Here is a 25,654-nt window from a genome sequence, read left to right as displayed (position 1 = left end):
GTTACTTATCAGTTTTTGAGGATTGAGTACTTTTCATACGCATAAAATCGATCACCGCATCAATACCCTGCTGGCGAACAATAGGGGCGAACTCTGCTCGTTTGGATTGCACCATACTTATCCCTTCGGCTATAAGGTCAAAGGCTTTCCACTCGCCTTCTTTGTTGCGGCGCACTTGAAAGGTGATGCTGATATCTGGTTTTCCAGATTCCTTAATGATGGCTTTAACTGGCACCGTCTTTTTGTTTTCGGTAGGTCGAGAAGGCTCGAACTCTACAATTTGATTTTTATAGCTACTTAACGCATTAGAATAGGTAGATAACAAATACACTCTAAATTCCTCAAAATATACAATCAGCTTTTCACGAGGTATATCTTTTGCCTGTGTACCTAACACGCTCAAAGCCGCATATACGTGATCTACATGTGGCAATAACTGTTGTTCTACAATTTTTTTCAACGCGTCAGGATTACCCTCAATTAGCATTTGATCTTGCTTCATCTTAGCGAAAGTCGCAGTCGCTACCTCTTTAACAAAGATATAGGGGTCTTCTGACGGCTTTCCTAAAGCGTTAAAACTCATCGCCAGGACAAAGATAGCCAGCTTTATTGATTTGAACATTGGGTAGGTCTCCAAGGGTAATCCCCAGTATGTATATAGCTTTGCATTGTACTATCGGTTGCTAATGACTGATATCAAAAAAGGGAAACATTTCACCCTTGCACTTAGAAGAATTGTAATCGTGTGTAACCGTCATAACTAAAAAATTATCAGCTTTGGATAATAGATCCTCGCCTTAGTGTGGTTTGTATTAACTTCTAAACTAAGTAAATAGCTCAATTGCGCAATAAATGCTTGTTCTAATGCCACGTTATTGTTTGCAAAAAGGTATTTAAGAAAGTGCCTCACAAATAATGAAACTTGTTCCTAGTTGGTGTGTAAAATTTTCACAATCCTATATTTAGAATTTCAAGTGGAAATCACAACCTTAAAATAAACCCTTATAAAACAGTGTGTTGGCGTGTCGTGTTTGCTTGGCATAGATGTCGCATAGTTAAGTGTGTCAAATCTTAAAACATAACAAACGGGAGAAAATTATTATGTTGGGCTGGGCATTAACATTTTTTATTATCGCCATCGTCGCTGCAGTTTTTGGTTTTGGTGGTATAGCAGGCGCTGCAACAGGTATTGCTAAAATTATATTCTTTATTTTTATAGTGTTGTTGGTGTTGTCACTTATTTCCAATGCGCTAAGAGGAAAGTCCCCGAAAATTTAGGGATGCAAGTTTTAACTTTTAATTTTAACTATTGATTTAAACGGAGAGAACCATGAAAACTTTAAAATATTTTACTACCACTTTACTTGCTTTAACTGCTGTATTTGCTTTATCTGCTTGTGATGGTGAAGCGGAAGATGCAGGTGAAAAACTAGATGAAATCGCAACAGACGCGGGCAACGCAGTTGAAGATGCTTGTGAAGATCTAAAAGAAGCGGCAAAGGCTGAAAACGACAACTGTTAGGCAGCAACACTTTGCAGAAGAAAGGGCTTTTTGGCCCTTTTTTTATGGCTGAATTTAAACACAGAAACTGTCAAATAAATTGGAATTAGGAGGGTAGCAAGATGTTATTAAAAGTATTGGCAATTGCCGTGATTATCACAGTAGGTTTTTTGCTTAGTGTGACAAGTCTGGTTAACGGTGGATTTATCACCACCTTTTTAGTTGCATTTGGACTTTTGAGTGTGATTGCAGTCGTTGGAATGATGATGTTTGCTAAGAAAACTAAACCAAAACGTTAACTAGAATAGAAGCTAGAGAGAAACAAAATGGCAATCACATATTACTACATAGTCGCCGCATGTTTAGCAATTTTGGCGGGCATCTACTCGCCAAACGTCTATTTTAGCTTGGTATGGTTTTGGATTGGGGGATCACTTTCTGCCGTTTCTGTTGCCTACGTTTTTGAGCGACCTGAAATTTTTAGGAAAAAACACGACGGTTCCATACCTTTTTATATCAGGTGGTTGTTTGTCCCTTTTCTTTTTGGCGCGCAACTTTACAACGCTTGGGCACGTAACAATGATTCAGTGCCAGCGATTCAAAAAATCGCTGATAACTTGTTTTTAGCGTGTAGGTTATTTCCTTCAGATATAGATGAACTCAAACGTAATGATATTCGGGCTATTCTCGATGTGACGGCTGAATTTGATGGCCTAGATTGGTCCGCAACAGAGGCTAATCTCCATTATTTAAATTTGCCTGTGCTCGATCATCAAAATCCGTCTACTGAGCAATTAATACATGCAGTTAACTGGGTAGACATGCAAACTCGTGAGCACTCAGTTGTGATTCACTGCGCGTTGGGTCGGGGCAGATCGGTGTTCGTGATGGCTGCGTATTTACTCAGTAAAAATCCAGATTGGGATATTGGAACTGCGCTGGAAACTATTCAAGGTGTGCGCAGCACTGCGGGTTTGAATCGAAAACAGCTAAAAGCGCTCAGAAAAATTCAGACCTCTGGGGTCCTCACAAAGAAACAACCCTTAGCAATCATTGCTAATCCCGTTTCCGGCGGTGGCAAGTGGCAAGACAATAAAGATGAAATCATACAACGTTTGTCCCTTAAATATTCGCTGTCAGTTTTTGAAACTAAAGTTGATCTAACTGCCCAAAGTCTTACTAAAAAAGCCATGGAAAATGGTTTTAAGGTAATTGTGGCCTGTGGTGGTGACGGCACTATTTCAGAAGTCGCCTCGGTTGTTGTGAATACTGAATGCATTTTAGGAGTGATGCCTATGGGCACCACTAACGCGTTTAGTCATGTTTTACATGGCACTGGCTCAAAAGTGTATCCCATTGATTTATGCTGTGACGTTATTGTTGCTGGTAAGTCTAGAACTATAGATACGGCTATATGCAACGACGAGCTGGTATTACTGATGGCTAGCATTGGTTTTGGGCAGAAAATGATTGAATCAGCAGATCGCAAAGAGAAAGATCTGGGTGGGCAGTTTGCCTACCTCAAAGGATTGTGGGATGCAGTGCAACTTCAGCAAAGCTATCAGCTGCAACTAGTGATTGACGATAATCCTGAAATGTCCATAGAAACCACAAGTTTGGTGGTTGCCAATGCTGCCCCCTTTTCTACAGTGCTTGCGCAAGGAGGAGGGGGACCTAAAGTAACAGACGGTTTATTAGATATGACTTGGTTGCCTGCTAACAACACTGTGTCTGAACAAATGTTTAATTTGGCTGACTTGGCTTTTAGTGGTTTGGCTGGTGAGGTGGCAAACCCTGATATTCAATTCAGGCAATGTAGTCAGGTTCGAATATCTGGTAATGGGGGTCTAAAATACATGATAGATGGTGAAAACCGTGAAGCAGCTGAACTTTTAATAAGGGTGCAACCTAGTTCTTTAACTGTCTTAGTTTAAGAGCTAACTCTAAACTAAAAAAAGTCCATAGCTCTGTTATGGCTGAGCGAACAAGAATTAGGAGATGTGATGTCATTAAATGTTGTCAAATATGCACCCATAATAGAAAAAGCGCGTACTAGTTTTTGGTTTGTGCCCAGCGTTATGGTGTTTTCTTCTATCATTTTAGCGGTCGCTTCGGTGTATTTCGATGCGTCGTATATGAATAATTCTGAGCTTGATATTCCCCTTATTTACGGGATTGATGTTGACGCTATTAGGTCGTTATTAGGGACGATTGCAGGTGCCATGATTACGGTAACGAGTATTGCGTTTTCCATCACTATTGTTGCGTTAACGTTAGCCTCGTCACAATTTGGGCCACGGTTATTGCGAAATTTCATGATGGATCCTGGTACACAAGTGGTACTGGGGGCATTTATCTCTAATTTTCTTTATTGTATCTTAGTGTTTTGCGCTATTAGCTTTGAAGCCCCTTACACCTTTAAGCCCGGTTTAACTGTTGTTATCGCCGTGATCATGACCTGCATTAGCGTGGGGGTGTTAATTTACTTTATTCACCATGTGGCTAAGTCAATTCAGGCAGATGTGGTGATTGATGATGTTTATCAAGAGCTTCAAAACGCTATCCAAAATCTGTTTCCTACACATTCAAAGCAACAAACTTCTACGGATAATAGTGCATTCACAGCCACCGATATTTCGCAGCGAAATACACAACTAAAGGTAGTAGCAAAGTGTAGTGGTTATGTTCAAACCATAGATCAAAAAGCCTTAGTTATCTTAGCCACCAAAAATAATATTTTGATTGAGTGTTGTTTTCGACCAGGGGATTTTATTGTTAAAGATGCCGTGATAGCTGTGGTTTATTCAAACACGGCAGTGCCTGATACCTTGAACAATGACACCGCAGATATGCTAATATTAGGTGCTTGTAGAACCCCGGTTCAAGATCCAGAATTTGCTATACATCAGTTGGTGGAAATTGCGTTACGTGCACTTTCACCCGGTATTAGTGACCCCTATACAGCCATCACTTGTATCGATAAATTAAATGCGGTGTTGTGTGGACTCACAAAAAGAAACTTTCCCTCACCCGAGCACTTTGACCAAGCCGGTATGCTGCGATTAAGCTGCAAAGTGTTAACGTTTCGAGATATTGCCAACGCTGCATTTGAACAAATAAGGCAACAAGCGAATCGTGATGTTGCGGTGACTATTAGGCTACTTGATTCGTTACATAATTTGATAATGGAAGCCCAAAATGACGAGCACAAACATTTCGTTTTTAATCAAACTAAGATGATTGAAGAGCAACAAAATAAACTGTCGTTAGCTGAAGATGACTTAAAGACTATTAATAAGAGAGTGGCTTCGATTTATTCAGACTCTCAATAGAGGTTACTTTACTTGGAAAAAACTACGGTTCTGTTAGGCAAGGAGGGGCGGTGATAGTTTGCTAGGTGGTTCTAAAATGGTCTTATTGCCTAAAGATATTAAATAAAAAAGATGAAACAGACTCTTCAATCTGCTCCATCTTATTGCAATGGATTATTTTAAGTGTTCTTCAAAAAAATCCTTCATCAATTTCATGGCATTGATACGATTTGTGGCATCGTCCAAGTAATGAGTACCGTATTCAAATTCTCTATAGGTAACGTCAACGTCCTCTGATTTTAACTGGTCGTACATCGAACTAGACTGACGGTAACTAACCCGAGTGTCTTTTTTGCCGTGTATAAGTAGTACAGGTTTCTTAAATTTGTCAGCGTGGTAGTAGGGTGAAACCGCCTTAATATCGGTGTCATCATCACTTACGGCATTATCAATATAATCAAAAAAGCCTAATCTTCGCCACATGGTCATTTGATTATTTAAGTCTGATACACCTGCAATACTTACAATACAGTCAAACAATTCCGGTGTTTGGTAACCGGCCACTAACGCCGCGTAGCCACCATAACTGGCACCGGCTATACAGGCTTTGTCTTTATGCACTAATTCCGTTGCTAATAACCAGTCGTAAGCATCTAACAGGTCAGTTTGCATGGCTTTGCCCCACTGATGGTAGCCACTTGTCATGTATTTATTACCGTAACCAGTTGAGCCGCGGAAGTTAACTTGCAACACTGCGTACCCTTCATTTGCCATCATTTGAACGTAGGGATCAAAATATTGATAATCTCTGGCAAATGGCCCTCCATGAGGAAATAGAATCACCGGAGGTTTTTCAACACCAACCGGTAAAGTGATGTAGCCATAAATTTCCATACCATCTCTAGCATTAAAAGTGATGGGAGTAACATTAGCTAGAGATTTGCCTTCAAGGTAAGGAAATTGACTAAACCAAAGGCCCAAACTTTTCTTAGTTTTATCAAATAAGTAATATTTTACGGGGCTAGTGTCACTTAAGGCAGAAATGATGTAGCGGTTTTCGTCTAGGCTATAGTCATAAATGTTACTTTGCAGGCCACTTTTAGACAGTAATTGTGCTAACTGGTCACCGATGTTTTTTTGTTCCGAATCCCAATAAACACGTCGAACAAAATTATCTACGTAGGTATACCCAATGACTTTCATCTCAGTATGACTGGGTTTAAAAATGACGTTAGTAATATCAAACTTTCCAGGTGCCTCTGCTACCAGTTCAGAAAATTGATTCTTGTCGATATCGAAACGCCATAGTGCCGTTTTATTCAACTTATGATCAGATAATAGCAGCAAAGAATTCGATTCTTTTTCGTACATGATTGGGTCAAAGGTTTCGGATTCAAAAGGGGTATAAGTTTTAATTAATTTCCAATCAGCATCTTGGTTTTCTCTGAGGTAGACGTATTTAGTTTCATTTCGTGCTCTATCGCTGCCCCCAACTGCGAGCAAGATTTCCCCATTTTTGTCAGTTATCCAATCGGTGATCCTATTGCTGTTGGCAATATGTTTCTCAAACTTTCCATCATTTACGTTCACTTTGTAGACGGAAGCGTAGTTGCCATCCCTCGAGTCTCTGGTGGTAACTAAAATGTGATCTGCGTCATTAGGCAAAATATTGAGTAAATTGGGACTGTTATAATAAAAGTCTAATTCGGTAGTTTTGGTGCTAACTCGGGCGTTGGTTGAACGACGCATTTCAAATACGTTTTTACCCTCAATATCTGCAGAATATAAATGGGTTGTTCTTAATTTTAAGCCTTTAAATTCATAAGGTTGGCTTACATTAATAAGTAACCTCTTATCATTTGCCCAATCAATACTCTCGATTCGATATTTTTCACCACCCAAAGTCACTAAAGCTTTGAGGTCTTGCGAACCAAAAGGCATGACTACGACTTGAGTGTTGCTATTACTATTATAAATCCCTGCCAGATGTTCACCGCTTGGCGAAATAATCGGTTGTTGTAGCATTGGCATTTGATTGAAATATTCTAATGGTAACGATTCAGCTTGTAAGTAGCTGATTGGCAGTAGAAAACATAATGCGATGATAATTTTTTTGTACATATCCCTTAAACATCTCCGTGTAGTTGTCTTTATCTAGGTGTTTTTTTTACACATTCTATTGATAATGAAAATATAATCAAGCTTGTGGGTAGACCATGATACCAACAACAGCCAATAGAAATTTTTCTAGGTCTGTACCTAAAAAAAACTTAAAAATTGCCGTGACTTTCTAGCTTCTTTTGGCCGTTGCCGGCGAAATATAGCGGGTCAGCAAAGCAGGTAACAAAGTTAGGTCTGTGATGAGTGCCGCTATCATGGCTAACGCGGTTAGTAACCCAAACAGCATGCTGGGAACAAAATCAGAAAATGCTAATAAGGCAAAACCCACACAGATAATCATAGTGGTAAATAACATGGCGTAACCAACACTAAAATATGCCTGTTTAACAGCCTTGGTTGGAGTTGAATTGCCATTGAGATAGTGATGCACAAAATGTATGGTGTCGTCCACTGCAATGCCCATAGCTATGGCCGCAATAGTGATAGTCATCAGGTCAAGGGGGATATTTGCGTAGCCCATTACCGCTAAAATCACTAGGGTACAAATCACGTTGGGTATTAACGCAATTAACGCCACAGATAATCTTTTAAACAGCACCCACATCACTAATAATAAGGCGATGTAGACTATTCCTAGGGTTAGGATTTGTGAGTTAAATAAGCGTTGTAATATGTCCTGATACAACACAAAAAGATTAGTAAACTGATATTGGTCTTCTGCGATACCATTTTTTTCTAGGTCAATACGCAAGTTTTCGAGATATTCTTTGCGGTTAAAACCTGCAGTACTGTCTTTGACTCTGCTACTTAGGCGCAATTGTTGGTTCTCTAGTGAAAAATAACTTCCCAATAAAGATTCTCGTAAATTTTCATCGACTAAGTGGTAGATGGCGGTGAGTTCGTATTCAGTCAGCGGACGCCCTTGGTTTAACTTCATGGCCAATTCACTAAAGTTAACCACTGAGGTGGTGTTACCACTAGCAGGATATTGTTTAAGTATGGTTTGAATTATTTGCAACTGTTGTATGCTTTTTGCACTTAAGGCTAAGTCTGTTTTTTGCATGTTTTCTGGTATATCGATAATAATATCAAAAGGTGTAGAGCCGCCAAATTGTTGGTCAATAAAGGTTAATTCTTGATGCACTTTGGTGTCTTTTGCAAAGTAATTCAAAAAGCTGTTTTCTACGCTGAGCCGAAAAACTCCTAAAATAGCAATGGCGGTTAACACCACAAACACAACAATCACCTTAGCAGAATGCTTTAAGGTGACAACTGAGATCCATTGAATGAAGTTTTGACTAAGTTTGTTAGGTGCTGTTGCTTGACTGCGAGGAAATAAACTCAGTAACGCCGGCAAAAATATCAATGAAAGTCCAATTGAAACCAACATAGCAATGATCATCATCCAGCCAAAACTCACTACCGGCTGAATACCGCTAAAAATAAGAGATCCAAAGCCTACCGAAGTGGTGATGCCAGCATAAAAACATGGTTTGATTTTTTGTCTCAGGGTTTGAGAGACTAATTGTGCTTGGGTGGCTTTATCGTTGTCATTCGCTAGTTGCCGATATTGCACGATCAAATGCACACATATCGCCAGCGTAAGAATAAGTTGAAGTGCGATAAAATTCGAAGAAATAACAGTCGTGCGTAAGTCAAAAATGCCAAACAATCCCATAGTCATGATCACACTAGTGACACAGCAGGCAATGGGGATAACCACCCAGCGCCAACTTCTAAATAAAATGAGCAACATAATACAAATGGCGAGACCAATTGCACTGCCAAATAATTTTAGGTCGGCGCGGATAATGTTGATTAATTGATGACCTAAAACGTAAGAACCACCTAAATAAACATTGGCATTCGTTTTGACAGAGTCGGCAAAGGCATAGATTTGTTGTATTTCTTGCTCTCGTTGTTTATTAACCTCTTGTCGAATCGGATCGGCTTGTGCCTTAAGTTGTTGTACTTTTTCTTCATCCTCGGGGGTAAATTCTTGAGTTAAACGTTTTTTATCAAGGTTAATTATTTCGCTTTCGATTTCAGATAGTTTAGGGTGTTTTTTAAAGATTACTTGAATCGATGTTGCCGACATTTTTTGATTCACTAACAAGTCGGTAAAAATTGGATGTTGCTCGAAGGTTTGGCGCATTGTCTGGTGGCTAAACTGTTTACTTTGCCAAGTCCAGTCTGATGCAACAAGATTGGGATCAAGTGCACTCATTTGTGAAAGTAAAGGCACATTGAGTATATGAGTGACACTTTTCACCCTTGGTAGGGTTTTTAATTTTGCAGACAGGACCTGAATGTCTTCAAAGGTTTGATCACTAAAAAGGTCATGATTTTTAGGTTCGTAAGCCAACAATATAAATTCATCAGGTGAAAATCTTTCATTCATTACCTGACTTTGTATATAAAGCCTATTGTCTTTTACGAGCAATGTTTCGGCTGAAGCATCTATTTTAAAATATTGTACAAACCAACCAAGGCATAGGGTTATCAGTAGCACAGAGATAACGGTTAGCAGTGGCTTTTTTGTAAGCCAGATGTTGCTTTGTTCAATCATGAGTGTTGGCCTCAACAGTTACTGCTTTTGTCTCAGGTTCTTGCTTTTGTTTATCTTGATATTCTTTATCTCTCAACAGGGTTTGCATATACATATTTCGAAAAAAAACGTAAGGGTCGTCGCTTTCTTGATATAAGGTTTCATAACTGGTTGCTCTTGGAGCAAACTCATGAAATCCATCATAGGCTTGGATGTATTGAGTTTGCGGAGGTTCGGATACAAAAGTGACAGGAGCAAACGCCGATTCGGTTAAAGTCGACAGGCCATTTCTAACATCGCTTTGCCCAAGAATAGGTAACACCACATAAGCGCCATAACCTAGATCCCAAGATGATAATGTATCGTTCAACGTCGCTTTTTTCGGTTCAATTTCAAACCAGGCTTGTGCCGGATCAAACAGTCCAAAGATACCTATGGTGCTGTTGATTAAGAAACGTCCCAAACTACTACCCATATCACTACCGTTAGCTTGTAAAAGGTGATTAACGGCGTTTAAAGGCTCCCGTAAATTACTGAAAAATTGGCTAACGGCTGCCTCAACAGGATCGGGCATGACAGTGGTATAACCCTTGGCTAGCGGATTGAGCACCCAAGTATAAACCACATGATTTACGGCAAACACTGGGCGATTAATGGATTCAAAAGGGTCATCAAACTGTGAGTCTGTATAACCCACTACTGTAGGAGTAATGGCAACTACACCATTAGAGGTTTCAACCTCAACTAGATCGTTACTTTCAATCGAGGCTTGGGGTTGACCTAATCCACTTTGAAACAATTGGCCTTGACCTTGATTTTGCTCAAGTGCGTTTTTAGATGCGCAACCCGCCAAACAACTCAAGATAACAAGCAACACTAGGGACGAAAATTTACCGCGACTGTAATCCATCTATTACTCCATTATTTGATATTGTGACGCATATTGTTGGCAATCTTGCTGCCCTGTACATAGCCCATTTGATTAATACGTAATTCAGTCGTAAAACGATTACTTCGAATTTGGTTCAATTCGAGTCACTAACATTTGGGTTATCATTGTTACTTTTATCGCTGTTCACAGCAGTTACCTTAGATTGGATCATTGTGTCCAAATTGACGCCGCCTTTCGCTCCAAAATCTAAGGTGCGGATTGGGAATGGGATTAAAATATCAGCCTTCTCTAGTGCTTTCTTAATGCCTACTACTGCTTGATGGCGTGCCTGCATAAAACCAATCTCACCAGGATAATCAATCCAAAACCACAATAATAAATTGACGCTGCTGTCACCAAAGTCTTTAGCAAATACGGCGGTTTCTTCCTTCCTAATGACAAAATCATATTGATTAATAAATTCTTTAATTACTTCTGCCGCTTGTTCAGGATCATCTGCATAGGAAATTCCCACAGGCACTTCTATTCTTCTCACCCCATTAATTGAGTAATTGGTTAGAATGTTTCTAAATAGGATTTTGTTGGGTATGACTTCTAGTTGACCAAAAAATGTTTCTACTAGGGTGTTACGTAAATTAATAGTTTTAACTGTGCCAAATACTTTATCTGCTGCAACTACGTCGCCAATTTGGAAGGGTTTGCGGATCCCCATGGCTATACCCGCTATTAGGTTTTCGGTCATGTCTTGGAAAGCAAATCCTATGGCCAAACCCACTATACCAGCACCAGCTAATAAAGATGTCACAGTACCCGTTAGCCCAAGGAAGTCTAAGGCGACAAACACTCCAGCAATTAAAATACACATCTTAAAAATAGAAGCCAACAAGCTAGCGATCTGCGGTGATTCGAGGGTTTTCAACAATACTTTTTTTAATGTCTTACCAGCGATATTGGCTATGACCGAAAAAATAATGGCAATTAAAATAGCGACTACAAAATTGGGAAGGTGTTTTATACCTGCTTCGAGCCAACTTTCTAATTTGTCGTTAATTAAACTCCAAAACTTTTCGATTTTTAGCAATTCCATAATACTTTCCAGATAATTGATAGGGGGCAGTGCTAAGCAGGCTTAGCACTGTATTTCATTTTGATTAAGCGTGGCTTTTGTTGAAGACTTTCTCTGCTTCTTCTTTGGCCATTCCATACTTCTCTTGCATCTTGCCTTGAAACTTCTCTAAGTTGCCGTCGATTTCCTGTAGGTCATCGTCTGTGAGTTTGCCCCAATTTGCTTTAAGAGAGCCTGAAGCTTGTTTCCACTTACCTTTCACTGTGTCTTTATTCATTTTTTTCTCCTGATCATTTAAATCGTTCATTCATCAACAATTAATTAAAAGGTGACTCAGGTTTTAACTGAATCAGTGATTTACAGTTCAACTACAATCAAACCTTATGCCAATAAGCTAAATTGTTGAAAATAATAGGAAAAGGTTTTATTTGAGTGGCTGCTTAAGGTGACCGATGTGTAAGATTTACAGTGTTAAATGTTAGTTTTTCACTTTGGATGTTATTGAGAATTTGAGATCAGTGGAAAGACCCACAATTTGGCTGCGATTATTTGATTAAGACGGTATTGACCTTAAGTAAAAATTACAAAAAGTTTGAAAAATTTTAGCGGTTTCTAGGTTGTCATGTTTTTGGATCAGAGCTAATGCTATTGGTTTAATTCTAATAAAGTTTTTTAATATCAGGTGGTTAGCTTTCTTTTTGATTGATGTTGTACACACTGGTACAGGAGCTGCTGTACCAGTGTAGGTAGGACGAAACACTCAATCTGTTTTCGTTGTTACTACTTACATTCATAAACATTATTCCCAAGGAGAAAACCATGGATCTGCTACGTATTATCATTGCTATTTTGGTACCACCTGTTGGCGTATTTTTGCGGGTTGGTTTATCTATGACTCTGTTGCTAAACATCCTACTTACTCTATTAGGTTATCTGCCGGGTATCATTCACGCTATTTGGGTAATAACCAAAAAGTAGCAATTAATTGTCATAAACAAAGGTAGATACACATGAGTTGGCTGAAGTCTTTTAAGGTATCGACCGTTATCGCGGTTTGTGGATTGCTTACGGTGACCCTGTTGCGGGTGGCTGCACCAAGTATCATCACTTGGTATGCAAACCGCACAATCCAACAAACTGATGGCATAAGCGGTTCAGTAGCGGATGTGGATTTGCATGTGATTGCAGGTTCATACAGTATTTTTCAAACTAATATTCGACAAACTGGGGATAGCCAAGATCTTCCTTTATTTGTTGTTGAAAGAATAGATATATCCATTTTATGGAGTGCTTTATTAAAGGGCGAATGGGTAGCAGAAGTAAACATTATTAGGCCCCTAGTTAGCTTATATGACAGACCGCAAGACAAAGTATTTGAGTCTGAAGCGGTAACCAATGAAAAAACTTGGTTGGGATTAGCGCGAAATTTGAGTCCATTTGCCATAGACAAACTGACTGTAGAAAATGGTACGTTTAGCATGGATGCCCAATCACAGTTGAAACGTTCAAAATTTACTGTGCAGAATATTCAACTTGCCGCTACTGATATTTCTAATTCTAAAAGTGCTACGACTATTGCTAGTGCTAAATTAACGGGTGATATTCAGGATCACGCCAAGATTTTGGTAAACGCTAGTTTCGACCCTAACACCGCCAAACCTACTTTTGATATTAATCTTGAGATGGAAAAACTGCCGGTTTCTTACATTGATTCTTTAATTAAATTCTATGCCCCTTTTGATTTTGAAGCCGGACAGCTTGATTTGGCCAGTGAACTGAAGGCTGTGGAGGGCCAAGTGACCGGCTACCTGCAAGCAGGTATCTATGAACTCGATGTTTTTTCGTGGCACGAAGATGTGGTAGAAGATGGTGATAATCCTGCTCTATTAATCGTTGAGATGATTGGCGGGGCATTAGCTACATTGTTTGCAAATAATGATAAAGACTTAGTCGCAACACGTGTACCGATTGAAGGGGCACTGGATGATCCTAACGTATCTACTTTTGATGCGCTTTCAGGAATACTCAGAAACGCATTCATAGAGGCATATAGCCTAAAAGTAGAGAATTCTGTTAGTGGCCTGGATGAGCCTGATAGCGCACATAAAAATATTTCTGATGCCAAGGATGAAGTTGACTCATAACGTTAGTTTTCCTGGTAGACGAGTTCACTCAATAACGGAAAATGATCAGAATTAATAGAAGGCATCCTCTGAATTGTTTCCAAGGCAAAATGCTCACTATGGAAAATATGGTCTAGTGGCCAACGTAAAAAAGGATAGTCTGCATGGAAAGTATTAAACATGCCACGGCCAATCCTGGGGTCCTTTAAACCACTGATGCGTCTGAAAGCTCGGGTCGTGGGGGACCAAGCAACATCGTTTAAATCTCCAGTGACAATAGTGGGTTCAGTTTTATCCGCTACCTCACGAGCTATTAATAGTAACTCTCTATCTCTGGGCGTTGAGCGTTTATTTTCAGTTGGGCTCGGTGGGGCTGGGTGCAGAAAGTGGCACTTTATCTTAAGTTCATTTCCCAACAATAAATAACAATGAATCGATGGCACGTCATCTTCAATTAGATTTCTTACCTCCACGTCTTCTAATGCATATTTACTGTAAAGGTGCATGCCATACAAGTTGTCCAAAGGCTGATTAACTCTGTGGGGGTAATCAGGGTGGATTGGTTGCATGGCTTCTTGCCACCAATTATCTGTTTCAAGGGTAACAATAACATCAGGTTGATGCAGCGAAACCAAAGTGATTAATTTCTCAGCACTATGATTTGGCATCAATACGTTACTGGTTAATATTTTAATCGAATGGGTTTGACTCGATTTCTGTGCTTTAGGCACCTGTATAGGGTAAAGGCGAGTGTAAGGGAATATCCAAGCGAGTTGATAAATAGTGATTAAGCCATTTGTTATCACCAAGACTATTTGCGTAATGGATGACGTAAGGTAGAAACTTGCTAACAATAGACAAATTGCAATGACGGCTATTTGTACTCTAGGAAACTCCCATACCCGGCAAAGCCAGTGGTTTGATGGTAGCAAAGGTACCAATGTTACGCCTAGCATGGTTATGGTGAGAATTATTATCAAAGCTTCCAATATTTTTACCCTTTGTGAGTTTAATAGCGAACAATGTGTCTACTTACCATTGAGAAGCGGACAGTCATTTAGAGCCACTTACGGCATTAAATTTGCTTTTACTGTAAACATAAGGCTTAAGTAAGTAATCAAATAAAACACACCGCCAATACAATTAAAAGGTCAACATTATGCAAACCCAATTGGTACTCGATGATTTGAGTCAGTTTACCCAACTCGTTGTAGAAAAGTTACCTTCTATTTTTTTAGGGGTCTTAATATTCGCCATATTTTTCTGGCTATCAAGACCAATTGCTAATTTATTAACCAAACCGTTAGCAAAAGCGACCACCAGTAAACTGATACAGATGGTAGTACGCAGAATTATGAGTATGTTGGTTGTGCTTGTAGGGCTTTACATTTTATTACGCTTAGTTGGACTCACTCAATTTGCTGTTGCACTACTAAGCGGCACCGGTGTGCTTGGTTTAATTATAGGGTTTGCCTTTAAAGATATAGCTGAAAACTTCTTATCTAGTTTACTGTTAAGTGTGCAACGTCCTTTTAACTTAGGCGATATTATAGAGGTCGAAGGCTATTTAGGTGTTGTGAAAAAAATGACTTCGAGAGCCACCACTTTGGTTGATTTTAATGGTGATCATGTGCAACTTCCTAACGCCACAATATATAAAAATGCCATTCGTAATCTGACAGCCAACCCCTATATGCGTAGCACAGTTGATATTGGGGTAGGGTACGATTCTAACTTTGACCATGCTCAATCTTTGGCCATGGATATCATGCTTTCTCATCCAGCAATATTAGACGATCCAGCGCCTCAAGCACTGGTAGACTCTTTGGGCGCATCGACCTGTAACTTGCGCTTATACTTTTGGGTTAATAGCGAAGTGAATAGTCCGTTAAAGGTATCGTCGGTTTTAATGAAACGAGTGGTTGAAAGGTTTTTGGCCGAAAATATTGCCATGCCTGATGATGCTCGTGAGCGGATTATCTTGAACCCTGAAACATTGGCGACTCCTTCAGTTTCTAATATCAAATCAGGCCAAGTAAATTCAGAAGAAAAAGTTAACAATGTGCCGAACGAGTCAGCCAATGACGATACAAGCAGCGATCATGATGAAATAAGGGAACAGGCTGCTCAAGCCAGAGATCCCGAAGAAGGCGACAATATTTTATAGTGAGTTTTATTGAGATGAGGTAATTCTTGCAGGTGACTAGGAATTATTTACATTGTTTTAAACAATACTCAATTTCGTGGTTTCGGTTTTGTTTTTAAGTATCTGATTTTATTGAAGTTAATTTCTTGTTGTGGTCTGGCATAGAGGTTGCTCCTACTGAAGTACTAATGCGCAATACATCGCACTAGATTCACTTAATTTAACAGGAGCGAATTATGAGCACGTCAACAAAGACAAAAGCCGCAGTAACCAACTCAGGTACCCCTATTGCAGATAAAGTCACTGAAACGCTGCATCAATCAGTCGATACATTATCTGAGCACGCTGCGACTGCAGAAGAAAAACTACGTCACACTGCATCAGCATCGGCTGAAACCATGGGTGAAAAACAGCAACAGGTGAAACAATATTGGGATCAATCTGCTGTGGGTAAATACACCAAAGAAAACCCGGTTGCCACTGCAGGTATAGCGTTTGCTGCAGGTATGTTACTGACCACCTTACTTAGAAGAAAATAGTTTACCTATCATGACCACAACAGAGCAAAACATAGCCAACGAGCAAGCGTCAGCATCCAATGCTGACGCTAGCATTTCTGATGTCATATCTGCTTGGGATAAAGTATTTCAAGGAGTCAAGGCTCGGATGAGAACTAACGCATCAGTTGTTGCGGCGGACATTAGGCTGTCTATCAAGGCGGTTGTTGTCACTTTGACCTGTATCCTAGTGTTAGTTGCTTTAGCGGTTGTGATTTGGGTTAGTTTATTGGCGGGTATGTCCTATGGTTTGATGGCATTCGGTTTCCATTGGTTTTGGAGTTTACTGTTAGTGCTGGTAATTAATCTAGTGGCGTGGCACGTCACCCAGCGAATTCTGCGTAACGCCCTCAAATCGGTCAATATGAGTGCATCTGCTGACCTGCTGTTTGACTCTAAAAGCGAGTAACTTGGAGAAGATAATATGTTTGATCCGTTGAAAAAACATAAAGCGAAATTGCAGCAAGCTAAGACCAATGCTGAACTAGCGAATAAGTATTCAAGACGACAACTTGCAATAGCCAGATCTAAAAGTGAGTCGTTTATCTCATCCCCTGTAGGGATCACTAGTATGTTTGTAGCGGGATCAATTAAAGGGGCCACTGCCGAGGTACCTAAACCGCCTGCATCGATATTTCTGTCAATGTTTCTCAAGCTTTTCTAGCGTAATAGTTTTTAGCGCAGTAATAAGTGACTTTACCCGAATTAACCCGAGTTAAGATTCACTTAGTTTTGGCTCAGCTCTGGAGCTCCTTTTCTAGGAGTATCTTTTCCAGAGTTGAGCTTTTTTCTTGGTGTGAGTTTTTTAACGCGAGCTTGTGTAGGATTTACTCAAGGCCTCTGAAAAAATTACTGTAAATAGTTCCCTGTGAACGTTCTTCTTCACAAAAATATTCTCCTTAACTAGCTGTATCACTATTTCGCAATTTGGCTTAGCCCAGTGAATTCGGTCTATCCAGAATTTTATCAGTGGTGATACGACTTTCTTCCTAGATTGGTATCCTTTCTGCAATAGCTACGACAAGTCATTATAATTTTCGTACCTAGGAGCTTTACCGTGAAATTTTTAACTCTTGTTGCCGCTATCATATTAACCATTGTCAGTTCTGCAATGGCTGTGTCACAAACTGTTGAATCTAAACAAGTAGAGCCGATGCCAGCCAGCATTCATCAGCTAAAAGTAGCATTGGCTAAAGTCGACCGTAGAAAAACAGATAGAAACAGTGTGCTGCGGTTAGAGCGAGCTGAATTTTACTATTCGAGTGCTGTTGAATATTTCAAAGCAAACTGGCGAACCAAAGCAATTGATTATGCTCATAGGGGAAGACTGCTAGTAGAGCTACATCAACGTTCAGTTAATATGCCAGGATTTTATAGACCTGAGCTTGCTAAAGCCCAGCGAGCCAGTTTCTCAGTGGAATAGTGTTTATTGCCAAAGCAACTAAGGCATCGAATAACTTGGCCAATCAAGATATGCCTAAGTTGCTTGGTTATATTTCTATTCCAATATTTTTGGTGGTAAATAAATAGTAAATTCATTAATAGGTTCAACAAGTACACTATGTGCAACTTGTTGCTCTTCTTGGGTGACTAACCCCAAGCGTGACAATAACCCAAAGCGCGCCGATTTGAGATTTGCAGAAGAAACGTCTAGTGGTTTATGCCACACGCGATAGGTACCTAATTTGCCATCGCGGCGATGATAGAAACCTGCTAGTGGATGAGTTAAATATACAAGTCCAGTTTCGGTATCAGGAAAGCCAGACAACTCAATTTTGGCATGGTTAGTTTGGGTTAATTCAACACTGGCAGGAGCCCAAGTTGCATCAGTGGTCATCTTGTATTTCAAGTATATTTGTTGTGATTCATCAAAATCGCAATCGAATTTAACTTCGCCACTATACCAAGGCAAATTCCATAAAAACCTAGGTACAGCGAGTGTCCATGAATCCAAAGTGGTACCGAGAAACCAAACACAACGTTCGTTTGTTTGATTATCGATAATGTAAATTCGATAGTTGGTTTGGCCCATAGTGAACTTTGGAAATGGATAAACAGCAGAAGTAAAATCTACATCGATAAAAGGCACCACTGAAATGAGAGCTTTTTGTTCTCCTTCTATTTCAACGGTATCTAATTTAAATCGGTTAGGGAAAAGCCCAACGAATCTAGCAGGATCTACTGCGTAAGTGATTATGGCAAAGTGCTGCAACTTGCATAGCACATCAATTCCTTTAGGTGATGGCCTAGGATGCAGGAAATTGTTTAACTCTAGTGATTCCAACGCAATACCTTCTTTGAAATAACGCTCTGTTAACTAGCGAGCGTATAGAAACTGGCTGTTAAAACAAGTTACTTAGAAAATATTCAATCCAAAGATATCTTTAACATCAAACAGTACTTTTTCTGTTTTTTCTCTAGAGATTTGACTTCCCTTGACTAAAATATCCACTAGTTGTGCCTTATCATTTAAAAACTCGTCTCTTCTTTCTCTTATTGGTCGAAGCATGTCCTGCAAACACCCTTCTAGTACTTTTTTTGTTGTGCCGTCACCAAGACCTCCACGTCGATAGTGATCTTTTAACTGGCAGATATAGTCCTCATCAGGGTGGAAGGCATCGAGATAGGTAAAAACAACATTTCCATCGACTTTACCGGGATCTTCAACCCGCAAGTGGTTAGGGTCGGTATACATAGATTTTACCGCTGTGGAGATTTCTTTTTCAGTCGCTCCAAGGTTAATGGCGTTGCCCATAGACTTAGACATTTTACTTTTTCCATCTGTACTAGGAAGCCGCGGTGCATTACTGAGTAAAGGCCGACACTCACTTAAAACAATACGTCCTGCTAGTGAGTTAACCCTTCTCACTATTTCATTAGTTTGTTCAAGCATGGGTAACTGGTCATCTCCAACAGGCACTAAAGATGCATTAAACCCTGTTATATCAGCTGCTTGCGATATAGGGTAGGTTAGAAAGCCAGCTGGGATGGAGCGTTCAAATCCTTTGTTTTGGATTTCACTTTTCACTGTCGGGTTTCGCTCTAAGCGACTGATGGTGACGAGGTTGCTGTAATACATAGTCAACTCAGCAAGGGCCGGCAGTTGTGATTGAAGGCAAATAATTGTTTTAGAAGGTTCGATACCAACAGCTAGGTAATCTGCTACGACATTTAGAATGTTGGATGATACTTTTTGCGGATTGTGAGCATTGTCAGTCAGACCTTGCATATCAGCAACAAGAATCGTTTGCTCATGAATTTCCTGTAAAACAACGCGTTGCTTTAACGAACCAACATAATGACCGAGATGTAACGGGCCTGTCGCTCTATCTCCGGTTAAAATAATTTCTGGTTTATCAGTATTTTGTTTTGTGTTCATGGGGGTATCTCCTAGCTAAAATAGTTCGCTACTGGAGATATAAAACAAATGACAGTCTTAGCTACCTTCCAGCAGCTTAAGAATGTAAGAATTCTGTGCCGCTCTAAATAGAGCGCCACCAGAAAAAGAATGAGGTAGGTGTTGAAATGTATTTCATGCGGGCAATTTAACGATAATCCTTTCGAAATGCAACTCCGGACAGTGGATTAGTAATATAAAAACACAGTTGTTAGACAAGATAATCAATAGGCTTTAAATCATAAGTGGGCAAAATCGAGTTATGCCTAAGTCCGCTTTAGACTAGCTGACAGGCAGAATAAACCGAAACTTATCATCTCAAACTGTAGATGTGGGGTACTGCTAATAAGGGGGCAACTAAGAGTTGGAAACAGCAAAACTCAATTCAAAAGTTAGTTATCGATTTTCTAATCGATTAAAGTCTAGAACACCAAATTCTAAAGGATTGAGCTGTTTAAAATACTGATGCATAGCATCAGCAAACTCCCAAAAATCTGCTGAAGTTCTATATACCGCATATTTTTTTCTGAGTGCCTGGTAATCTTGCTCGGAACTTAACCCTTCAATGCCATTAGCAAAATCTGCGAGTTCCGTTGTTGTCACTGTAAAAAAAGCATTGGGATGTGAAGTCATTAATCCTGGAGCAATGGTCATGGTGTCTTCTTCAGGCAATCGTCTGTCATCTTCGCCAAATAAATGGGAAATATTGTTATAGGCGTTATGGCGTAACAAAGTATAAAAATGAGTGTTTTGATTCTCGACGTCTACCACTCGCACAATTGATGATTGTGGGATCAGTGCAGCACTTATTCCTTGTACCTTGTTAATTTGTTGCAGTGGTTCTAAGACGGATTTGTGTTTTGAACCACGTTCTAGATGGTGTTGTTGATTGCTAACGTCGGTAAAATGACTTTGTAATTTTTGGTACAACTCGATTAATGGCTGTTCGGTTTTGTAATTAAGATCGGTTTCAACTGACGTCTGATTCGCATCATATACATACTTTTCTACTTCACTGACCGAGCCGCGATACCATTTTTCTCTTACTTCTTGTCTGTTCTTTTTAGGCAAAAAGCTCAGAAAATTGAACTCACCTTCCATACGCAGAAAATCCATATACATCCTGCTGTTTAACTGATGCCCAACATTACCGTATACATCAAATCCAGCGACCAACAGGTAGTGAATCCTTTCGAATAGTGGATAGGTTAGTACCCAAGCCGTTTGAGGTTGCTTACCAACCAGACCTTTTACAACGGTTGCTGCATCGTTATGGCGAAAGATAGTTAAAGTTGCGTTGTCATTTTTTCCACTATTATCTCCACCGTTACTTCCACTTCCATCCCACAAAAGGTCAAGGGTTACCTCAACTTTGTCTTTCAAGTGTTGTTCAATAAATTCGGATTTGGCTTTTAAGTATTGTTTTTCCTTTGCTGCATAAGTTAACCAAGACGTAGGCAATGCATTACTTTGGGCTTCTGCTGGTAAAGATATTTGTTGTCTAGCCTGTTGCATAAACTCATCATTATTCTCAACCACATCCAAATCGGGAGACGCAAAGAATACCCAGAAATGGTCATTAATTACATTTAGCGCCAACTGACCTCGGCAAACTGGCCCTTTGATAAATTGCATTATGGTATTTTGGGCTTCGTCTAACATGTATTTGTATCGAGTTTTGACCGGTATCTGCGCAAAACTAATAAAGGGATTCGATGCTTCTTCAGGCTGATAAGAGGGAAGTGTGTCAACGGTATAATCTGCTTCTAAGAACCATTTTGACCAACGCTCCATCCTTGCGGTGTTTAGTGTAATTGGCATATGAGACTTATGAACTATGGTTTCCAACACGGGTTGCATTCGATAATAAACGCGAGGAACTTTAGGGTCGTCGAATGGGCGTCGGGTAAAAATCCCCTTTATTGGTTGACCGGGTTGGCTGTTGGATCTAACCAGTTTGAAAAACTGTTTATTTTCGGAATCACTAAACTGAAGGTTTACCAAAAATAAGTGTTCAAACAAATAACGACTCATTAATTGAGCTTTTTTACTGTTTTGGTTTAAGAATGACTCCCAGCTATCAATAAGGTTTTGGGTCTCTGAACTAATTGGCTGAGGCTGTGGTTGTGTTGCGCCATGGGCTACCCAATCAATAAGGCGTTGATGTGCTACGTTATCAATCGCGGGTAATCCGTAGGGCATGCCCCAAAGAGGATAGTCCTGTGCATAATCCGCAAACTCTTGGTCGGTTGGGCATTGATAGTCGCGGTTTAAGTCCAGATCAAATTCTTTAGACAGTAACTTTTGAGTTGGCAGTGGGTTAGCTTCCTTTAGCAATAACATTTTTGCTAGTAGACTGTTTTCAATATTCTGTTTTTTGGTTCCCGCTTGATCAGAGACGACTGGGAAAAAGTCTTTTTCACGCCACTGATCTACAGAATGACCGTCTTCAAAAAGCCTGGAGAGGTTGGCTTCAAGTAGGCGCTCTCCATCGTAAACACGTTCCTTATTGGCGCCTCTTGTTAGACCTTCAATAGAGCCAAGTTTTAACTGACACGGGGCGTCGTAACAGGCATGACAAACCACACATCTTTTCTCAAGGATTGGTCGAACATCATCGGTGTAATTTGTATGTAAGTTGTTTTGAGGGACCACGATTACCGTGTCACTTTCAGTCATAAAGCTTTGTGTAGCAATAATAATGGCGGCAACAGAGACTAAGGCTAAAATAACTGCGAGCAATCGTGAATTCATAATTTGTCGATAAACCTAAAAGATAATCTGTTTAAAATAACCCATAAATAATTGAGTCGGCTGGTGCTGCGCAACGCTGCCTAGAAAACTTACTTTACCGTGTTTTCACGCCAGTGTGTCAATTACCTATATCAAAATAGCTAACAAGGGATAGCCTTTATCCAAGTTTGTAGGGGCATAACTGGGTTGTTAACGAGTCTGATACACACAGTTTCCAATTATTGTCACTTTTGGTGTTGTGAAATATTTACATAGTACTAAGCAACAGTTACAAGCTTCTTTCTGGTACCCAATTCCACAAATTAAAAAATATTCAATTATATCAGTTGCTTACAGTTTGGCATCGAACTGGCATTAGTTAATGTGAACTTTTAACAGGAGAAAAATTATGAAACGTACAACTATTTCAATTCTTATCGCAACTGCTATTAGTACCGCTTCTTTAAACGTAAATGCAGCAAACACATGGAAAGATGGTGCTAAAGACGCATGGATAGATGGAAAAGCCGAATCAACATTACTTTTTAACGGCAACCTAAATTCGTTTGACATTAATACTGATGTTAAAAACGGTACGGTAGTGTTAACAGGTAAAGTCGACAACTCAGTAGATAAGGCTTTGGCCGAAGAGCTAGTGGCTTCTCTTGAAGGTGTAACTGACGTTGACAATAAACTATCTATAGTTTCACAGGAAGACGTAAAACAAGATGATGAGATGATGCAAACGCTCAAAGATTCTAAAGTTGAAACTGTGGTTAAAACTAGATTGTTGTTTGAATCACAAGTGAGTGGCCTAGACATCGAAGTAGAGGTTAACGCTGGCGAGGTAACACTTACAGGTAGTGTTGATACTGACTCAGAACGAGATCTAGCGGTTGCCATTGCCAAAAACACAGATGATGTGACAAATGTCATCGATAAACTTGAACTTAAAGAACTTGTAGCACGTAACTAAGCTATATCATTTAGAATCTACCGCGCCTTTTGGCGCGGTTCTTCAGTTTCAGGAGTAGTGGTTATTAAATTTTTCAATCTCAATCCCACCAAACTTTTTCGTTCTTCGACTCCCAGTGTGGTTAACACATCCGTTTGTAAATCTGTCAGCCATTATAATTGGTTTGCCCGCTATGATAAGGCAGCAGAAATAGGCTCAGTGCATCATTCTGGTAACGTCACTGGTGTAATCAAACCCTAATTTAAGTCACCATTAGATAAACAAAGGTCATAATAATTGCGCCACAGTAATACTAAGACTTAAAGTGTTAATTCTAGTAGTTTCTCTTTATTAAGCGGTTTCAAAATGGCGCGACTAGCGCCATGACTAGTAATCGCAGCATTTTCTATTTCAGCACCACTGACTATGACTATTTCTTTGGACCGGTTTTGAGTAGACAGGTACTTTGCCAATTCTAATCCGTTTTCGTCTGGTAGATGTACGTCGACTAAAATTTTATCCCAGTTTTTACGGCTAGTTAGTTTCTCTCTACAAGCTTGAGCTGTATGCACCACTTCGACTTTCACCCCCAGTGATTCGAGTAGTATTTGGGTAATTTGGGCAGCATCAATGTCATCTTCAACTAGCATAAAATATTGTGGTTGTTTTTCTATCTGCTGAAGATTGACTTGTTCTTGGGGGGCGCATTTTGTTGTAGTCTTAGCGTTAATAACCAAGGATAGATGTTTATATAACAGCATTTTATCAATGGGTTTTGACACTAAATTGTCGAACCCTAAGGTTTGTAAGTTTTCCTTAACGCCTTTCATATTGGCAGCGGTTAGCGCTAATATAGGTTGTTTGACACCGCGTTTTCTGATTTCAACTACCGCTTCTTTTCCATCCATTTCGGGCATATGAATGTCCATTAAGATCGCAACATACGGATGACCTTTTTCAATGCTGGATAGGGTTTTTTCTACCGCCTGTTTGCCGTTTTCAGCAAAGTCTACATTAAGGCCAAATGTTTTTACTGTGTGACCAATAAGCATCCTGATATCAGCTACATCGTCTACCACTAAGACCCGACCTGAAAGGGGGGTAATCGCGGCAATTTTTTCTCCAGTCACTTTTCTATGTAACGACAAATAACACAATTTAGTACCAGCTAGATTGGGGCATGAAATACTTAAAGTAAAACAGCTACCTTTTCCTTCGGTGGATTTTACTGCTATTCCTCCCCCTAGTTTGTTAGCAAGTTCTGAAGAAATGGCCAGACCTAATCCTGTGCCAGTTTCCTTTCGGGATATGGTGTCTTCTACTTGTTCGAATGGTTGGAAAATTTTGTCAATGGCCTCTGTTGGAATGCCTTTACCGGTATCGACTACTTCAAAAAATAAGGTGTATTGGTTATTCTCTAATTTGGCACTAACAGACACGCTCACTTTGCCACTGTCGGTAAACTTTATACCGTTGTGGATTAGATTGATTAACACTTGTCTCAGGCGGGTGGGGTCACAGTGAATTTCTTCAGGAAGCGCGGTAGTTGACACTAAGGTTAGTTCGATGCCTTTGTCATTTGCTGCCACTTGCATCAGCGTATATATATCAGCCATGAAACTATTTAAGTTAAAAGTCGTGGGGGTTAACTCAAGTTTTTTAGCGGCTATTTTCGACAAGTCTAAAACATCATTGAGTAAGCTCAATAGATGTTTACCGTTGTTGAGAATGATATTGAGTTCGTGACAAACAGGTTGCGCTTTGTCGCTGTCTAGGAGTAATTCTGTATAACCGAGAATCGAGGTTAAAGGGGTGCGCAATTCATGGCTAAGGTGCGCTAAAAATCTATCTTTAGAGCGAATTTGGGTTTCGACATTAATTCTTTCTAGACGCTCTTTTTGTACTTCTTGACGGGCGATGGCGTAACGAATTGCTCGAGCAAATCTTGGCCCGTCTAATTCACTTTTAACAATAAAGTCTACGGCACCCGCATCTAAAGCGGCTTTGTCTAGAACTTTGTCTGATTGGCCTGTCAACATGATGATGGGTACGCGGCATTGCATTTCTGTCGCTTTTTGCAAAACCGTTAAGCCATTGTGGGCACCCAATTGATAATCTAATAAGCAGATATCATGTTGATTTAGCTCGAGTTTTTTAAGTGCCTCATTTGGGGTCGCCACCCAGTCAATTGTAAATTTATATTCGTCGAGTTCTTCTAGATAATCTTTAGCAATGACATAGTCATCTTCATCATCTTCAACAATTAGAATCCGTGCTTTTTTTTCTAACATAGTGATCTCAGAA

Annotated in this window: 24 protein-coding genes; 13 read left to right on the top strand and 11 right to left on the bottom strand. The window is 39.8% G+C overall.

Annotated elements, in window-relative coordinates; all coding sequences use genetic code 11:
• Position 1: 1 nt before the first annotated feature.
• Positions 2 to 622, bottom strand: a complete 621-nt coding sequence (locus tag KO534_RS14530) for an MlaC/ttg2D family ABC transporter substrate-binding protein (RefSeq protein ID WP_215930388.1) — start codon at positions 620 to 622, stop codon at positions 2 to 4.
• A 479-nt stretch (positions 623 to 1,101) separates the two neighbouring features.
• On the opposite strand from KO534_RS14530, the gene KO534_RS14525 reads away from it, so the two are divergent.
• The 5 genes from KO534_RS14525 to KO534_RS14505 all read left to right on the top strand — a co-directional run bounded on the left by KO534_RS14525 (position 1,102) and on the right by KO534_RS14505 (position 4,833).
• A complete protein-coding gene (locus tag KO534_RS14525) occupies positions 1,102 to 1,278 on the top strand; it encodes a DUF1328 domain-containing protein (protein ID WP_215930387.1) in 177 nt (58 codons plus the stop codon).
• A gap of 52 nt (positions 1,279 to 1,330) precedes the next feature.
• The gene (locus KO534_RS14520) at positions 1,331 to 1,522 is read left to right on the top strand and encodes a hypothetical protein (RefSeq protein ID WP_215930386.1); all 192 of its coding nucleotides are present in this window, start codon (positions 1,331 to 1,333) and stop codon (positions 1,520 to 1,522) included.
• 101 nt (positions 1,523 to 1,623) lie between these two features.
• Positions 1,624 to 1,800, top strand: coding sequence for a hypothetical protein (locus KO534_RS14515; RefSeq protein WP_215930385.1), 177 nt, complete (start codon positions 1,624 to 1,626; stop codon positions 1,798 to 1,800).
• 27 nt (positions 1,801 to 1,827) lie between these two features.
• Entirely contained in the window at positions 1,828 to 3,435 is a 1,608-nt protein-coding gene (locus KO534_RS14510; protein ID WP_215930384.1) for a diacylglycerol kinase family protein, read from the top strand.
• 69 nt (positions 3,436 to 3,504) lie between these two features.
• Positions 3,505 to 4,833: a DUF2254 domain-containing protein gene (locus tag KO534_RS14505; RefSeq protein WP_215930383.1), complete on the top strand. Its 1,329-nt coding sequence runs from the start codon at positions 3,505 to 3,507 to the stop codon at positions 4,831 to 4,833.
• A gap of 153 nt (positions 4,834 to 4,986) precedes the next feature.
• On the opposite strand, the gene KO534_RS14500 is transcribed toward KO534_RS14505, so the two are convergent.
• The 5 genes from KO534_RS14500 to KO534_RS14480 form a co-directional block, all read right to left on the bottom strand.
• A complete protein-coding gene (locus KO534_RS14500; protein ID WP_215930382.1) occupies positions 4,987 to 6,933 on the bottom strand; it encodes an alpha/beta hydrolase family protein in 1,947 nt (648 codons plus the stop codon).
• A gap of 169 nt (positions 6,934 to 7,102) precedes the next feature.
• Entirely contained in the window at positions 7,103 to 9,502 is a 2,400-nt protein-coding gene (locus KO534_RS14495; protein ID WP_215930381.1) for an efflux RND transporter permease subunit, read from the bottom strand.
• Positions 9,495 to 10,391, bottom strand: a complete 897-nt coding sequence (locus KO534_RS14490) for an MlaA family lipoprotein (protein WP_215930380.1) — start codon at positions 10,389 to 10,391, stop codon at positions 9,495 to 9,497. The genes KO534_RS14495 and KO534_RS14490 overlap by 8 nt, the downstream gene beginning before the upstream one ends.
• Before the next feature lie 115 nt (positions 10,392 to 10,506).
• Positions 10,507 to 11,460, bottom strand: a complete 954-nt coding sequence (locus tag KO534_RS14485; protein ID WP_215930379.1) for a mechanosensitive ion channel family protein — start codon at positions 11,458 to 11,460, stop codon at positions 10,507 to 10,509.
• A 64-nt stretch (positions 11,461 to 11,524) separates the two neighbouring features.
• Complete coding sequence (locus KO534_RS14480; protein ID WP_215930378.1) at positions 11,525 to 11,716, bottom strand: CsbD family protein; 192 nt, start codon at positions 11,714 to 11,716, stop codon at positions 11,525 to 11,527.
• 542 nt (positions 11,717 to 12,258) lie between these two features.
• On the opposite strand from KO534_RS14480, the gene KO534_RS14475 reads away from it, so the two are divergent.
• Both KO534_RS14475 and KO534_RS14470 read left to right on the top strand, forming a co-directional pair.
• A complete protein-coding gene (locus KO534_RS14475) occupies positions 12,259 to 12,417 on the top strand; it encodes a YqaE/Pmp3 family membrane protein (protein ID WP_215930377.1) in 159 nt (52 codons plus the stop codon).
• A gap of 32 nt (positions 12,418 to 12,449) precedes the next feature.
• Positions 12,450 to 13,583 (top strand): DUF748 domain-containing protein, encoded by a 1,134-nt coding sequence (locus KO534_RS14470; RefSeq protein ID WP_215930376.1) that lies wholly within the window; start codon positions 12,450 to 12,452, stop codon positions 13,581 to 13,583.
• A gap of 2 nt (positions 13,584 to 13,585) precedes the next feature.
• On the opposite strand, the gene KO534_RS14465 is transcribed toward KO534_RS14470, so the two are convergent.
• The gene (locus KO534_RS14465) at positions 13,586 to 14,551 is read right to left on the bottom strand and encodes an endonuclease/exonuclease/phosphatase family protein (RefSeq protein WP_215930375.1); all 966 of its coding nucleotides are present in this window, start codon (positions 14,549 to 14,551) and stop codon (positions 13,586 to 13,588) included.
• Positions 14,552 to 14,721: 170 nt separating this feature from the next.
• On the opposite strand from KO534_RS14465, the gene KO534_RS14460 reads away from it, so the two are divergent.
• The 5 genes from KO534_RS14460 to KO534_RS14440 all read left to right on the top strand — a co-directional run bounded on the left by KO534_RS14460 (position 14,722) and on the right by KO534_RS14440 (position 17,688).
• Positions 14,722 to 15,729: a mechanosensitive ion channel family protein gene (locus tag KO534_RS14460; RefSeq protein ID WP_215930374.1), complete on the top strand. Its 1,008-nt coding sequence runs from the start codon at positions 14,722 to 14,724 to the stop codon at positions 15,727 to 15,729.
• Between the two features lie 215 nt (positions 15,730 to 15,944).
• Positions 15,945 to 16,247 (top strand): DUF883 domain-containing protein, encoded by a 303-nt coding sequence (locus KO534_RS14455; RefSeq protein ID WP_215930373.1) that lies wholly within the window; start codon positions 15,945 to 15,947, stop codon positions 16,245 to 16,247.
• A gap of 10 nt (positions 16,248 to 16,257) precedes the next feature.
• Positions 16,258 to 16,674: a hypothetical protein gene (locus KO534_RS14450; protein ID WP_215930372.1), complete on the top strand. Its 417-nt coding sequence runs from the start codon at positions 16,258 to 16,260 to the stop codon at positions 16,672 to 16,674.
• Between the two features lie 15 nt (positions 16,675 to 16,689).
• Complete coding sequence (locus KO534_RS14445) at positions 16,690 to 16,929, top strand: hypothetical protein (protein ID WP_215930371.1); 240 nt, start codon at positions 16,690 to 16,692, stop codon at positions 16,927 to 16,929.
• Between the two features lie 393 nt (positions 16,930 to 17,322).
• Positions 17,323 to 17,688 carry a hypothetical protein gene (locus KO534_RS14440; RefSeq protein WP_215930370.1) on the top strand — a complete coding sequence of 122 codons (366 nt, stop codon included), beginning with the start codon at positions 17,323 to 17,325 and terminating at the stop codon, positions 17,686 to 17,688.
• Positions 17,689 to 17,763: 75 nt separating this feature from the next.
• Here the strand turns inward: KO534_RS14440 and KO534_RS14435 are convergent, their stop codons facing one another.
• The 3 genes from KO534_RS14435 to KO534_RS14425 form a co-directional block, all read right to left on the bottom strand.
• Positions 17,764 to 18,549 (bottom strand): DUF2071 domain-containing protein, encoded by a 786-nt coding sequence (locus KO534_RS14435; protein WP_215930369.1) that lies wholly within the window; start codon positions 18,547 to 18,549, stop codon positions 17,764 to 17,766.
• Positions 18,550 to 18,621: 72 nt separating this feature from the next.
• Complete coding sequence (gene trpS / locus KO534_RS14430) at positions 18,622 to 19,644, bottom strand: tryptophan--tRNA ligase (protein ID WP_215930368.1); 1,023 nt, start codon at positions 19,642 to 19,644, stop codon at positions 18,622 to 18,624.
• A gap of 414 nt (positions 19,645 to 20,058) precedes the next feature.
• Positions 20,059 to 22,416, bottom strand: a complete 2,358-nt coding sequence (locus KO534_RS14425; protein WP_215930367.1) for a fatty acid cis/trans isomerase — start codon at positions 22,414 to 22,416, stop codon at positions 20,059 to 20,061.
• A gap of 388 nt (positions 22,417 to 22,804) precedes the next feature.
• Between KO534_RS14425 and KO534_RS14420 the strand changes: the two genes are divergently transcribed.
• Entirely contained in the window at positions 22,805 to 23,371 is a 567-nt protein-coding gene (locus tag KO534_RS14420; protein WP_215930366.1) for a BON domain-containing protein, read from the top strand.
• Between the two features lie 299 nt (positions 23,372 to 23,670).
• Here the strand turns inward: KO534_RS14420 and KO534_RS14415 are convergent, their stop codons facing one another.
• Positions 23,671 to 25,641 (bottom strand): response regulator, encoded by a 1,971-nt coding sequence (locus KO534_RS14415; RefSeq protein WP_215930365.1) that lies wholly within the window; start codon positions 25,639 to 25,641, stop codon positions 23,671 to 23,673.
• Between the last annotated feature and the right edge of the window lie 13 nt (positions 25,642 to 25,654).

Source organism: Paraglaciecola arctica (genome assembly GCF_018861065.1).
Taxonomy (GTDB): domain Bacteria; phylum Pseudomonadota; class Gammaproteobacteria; order Enterobacterales; family Alteromonadaceae; genus Paraglaciecola; species Paraglaciecola arctica_B.
This window is presented reverse-complemented; position numbering and strand designations above follow the sequence as displayed.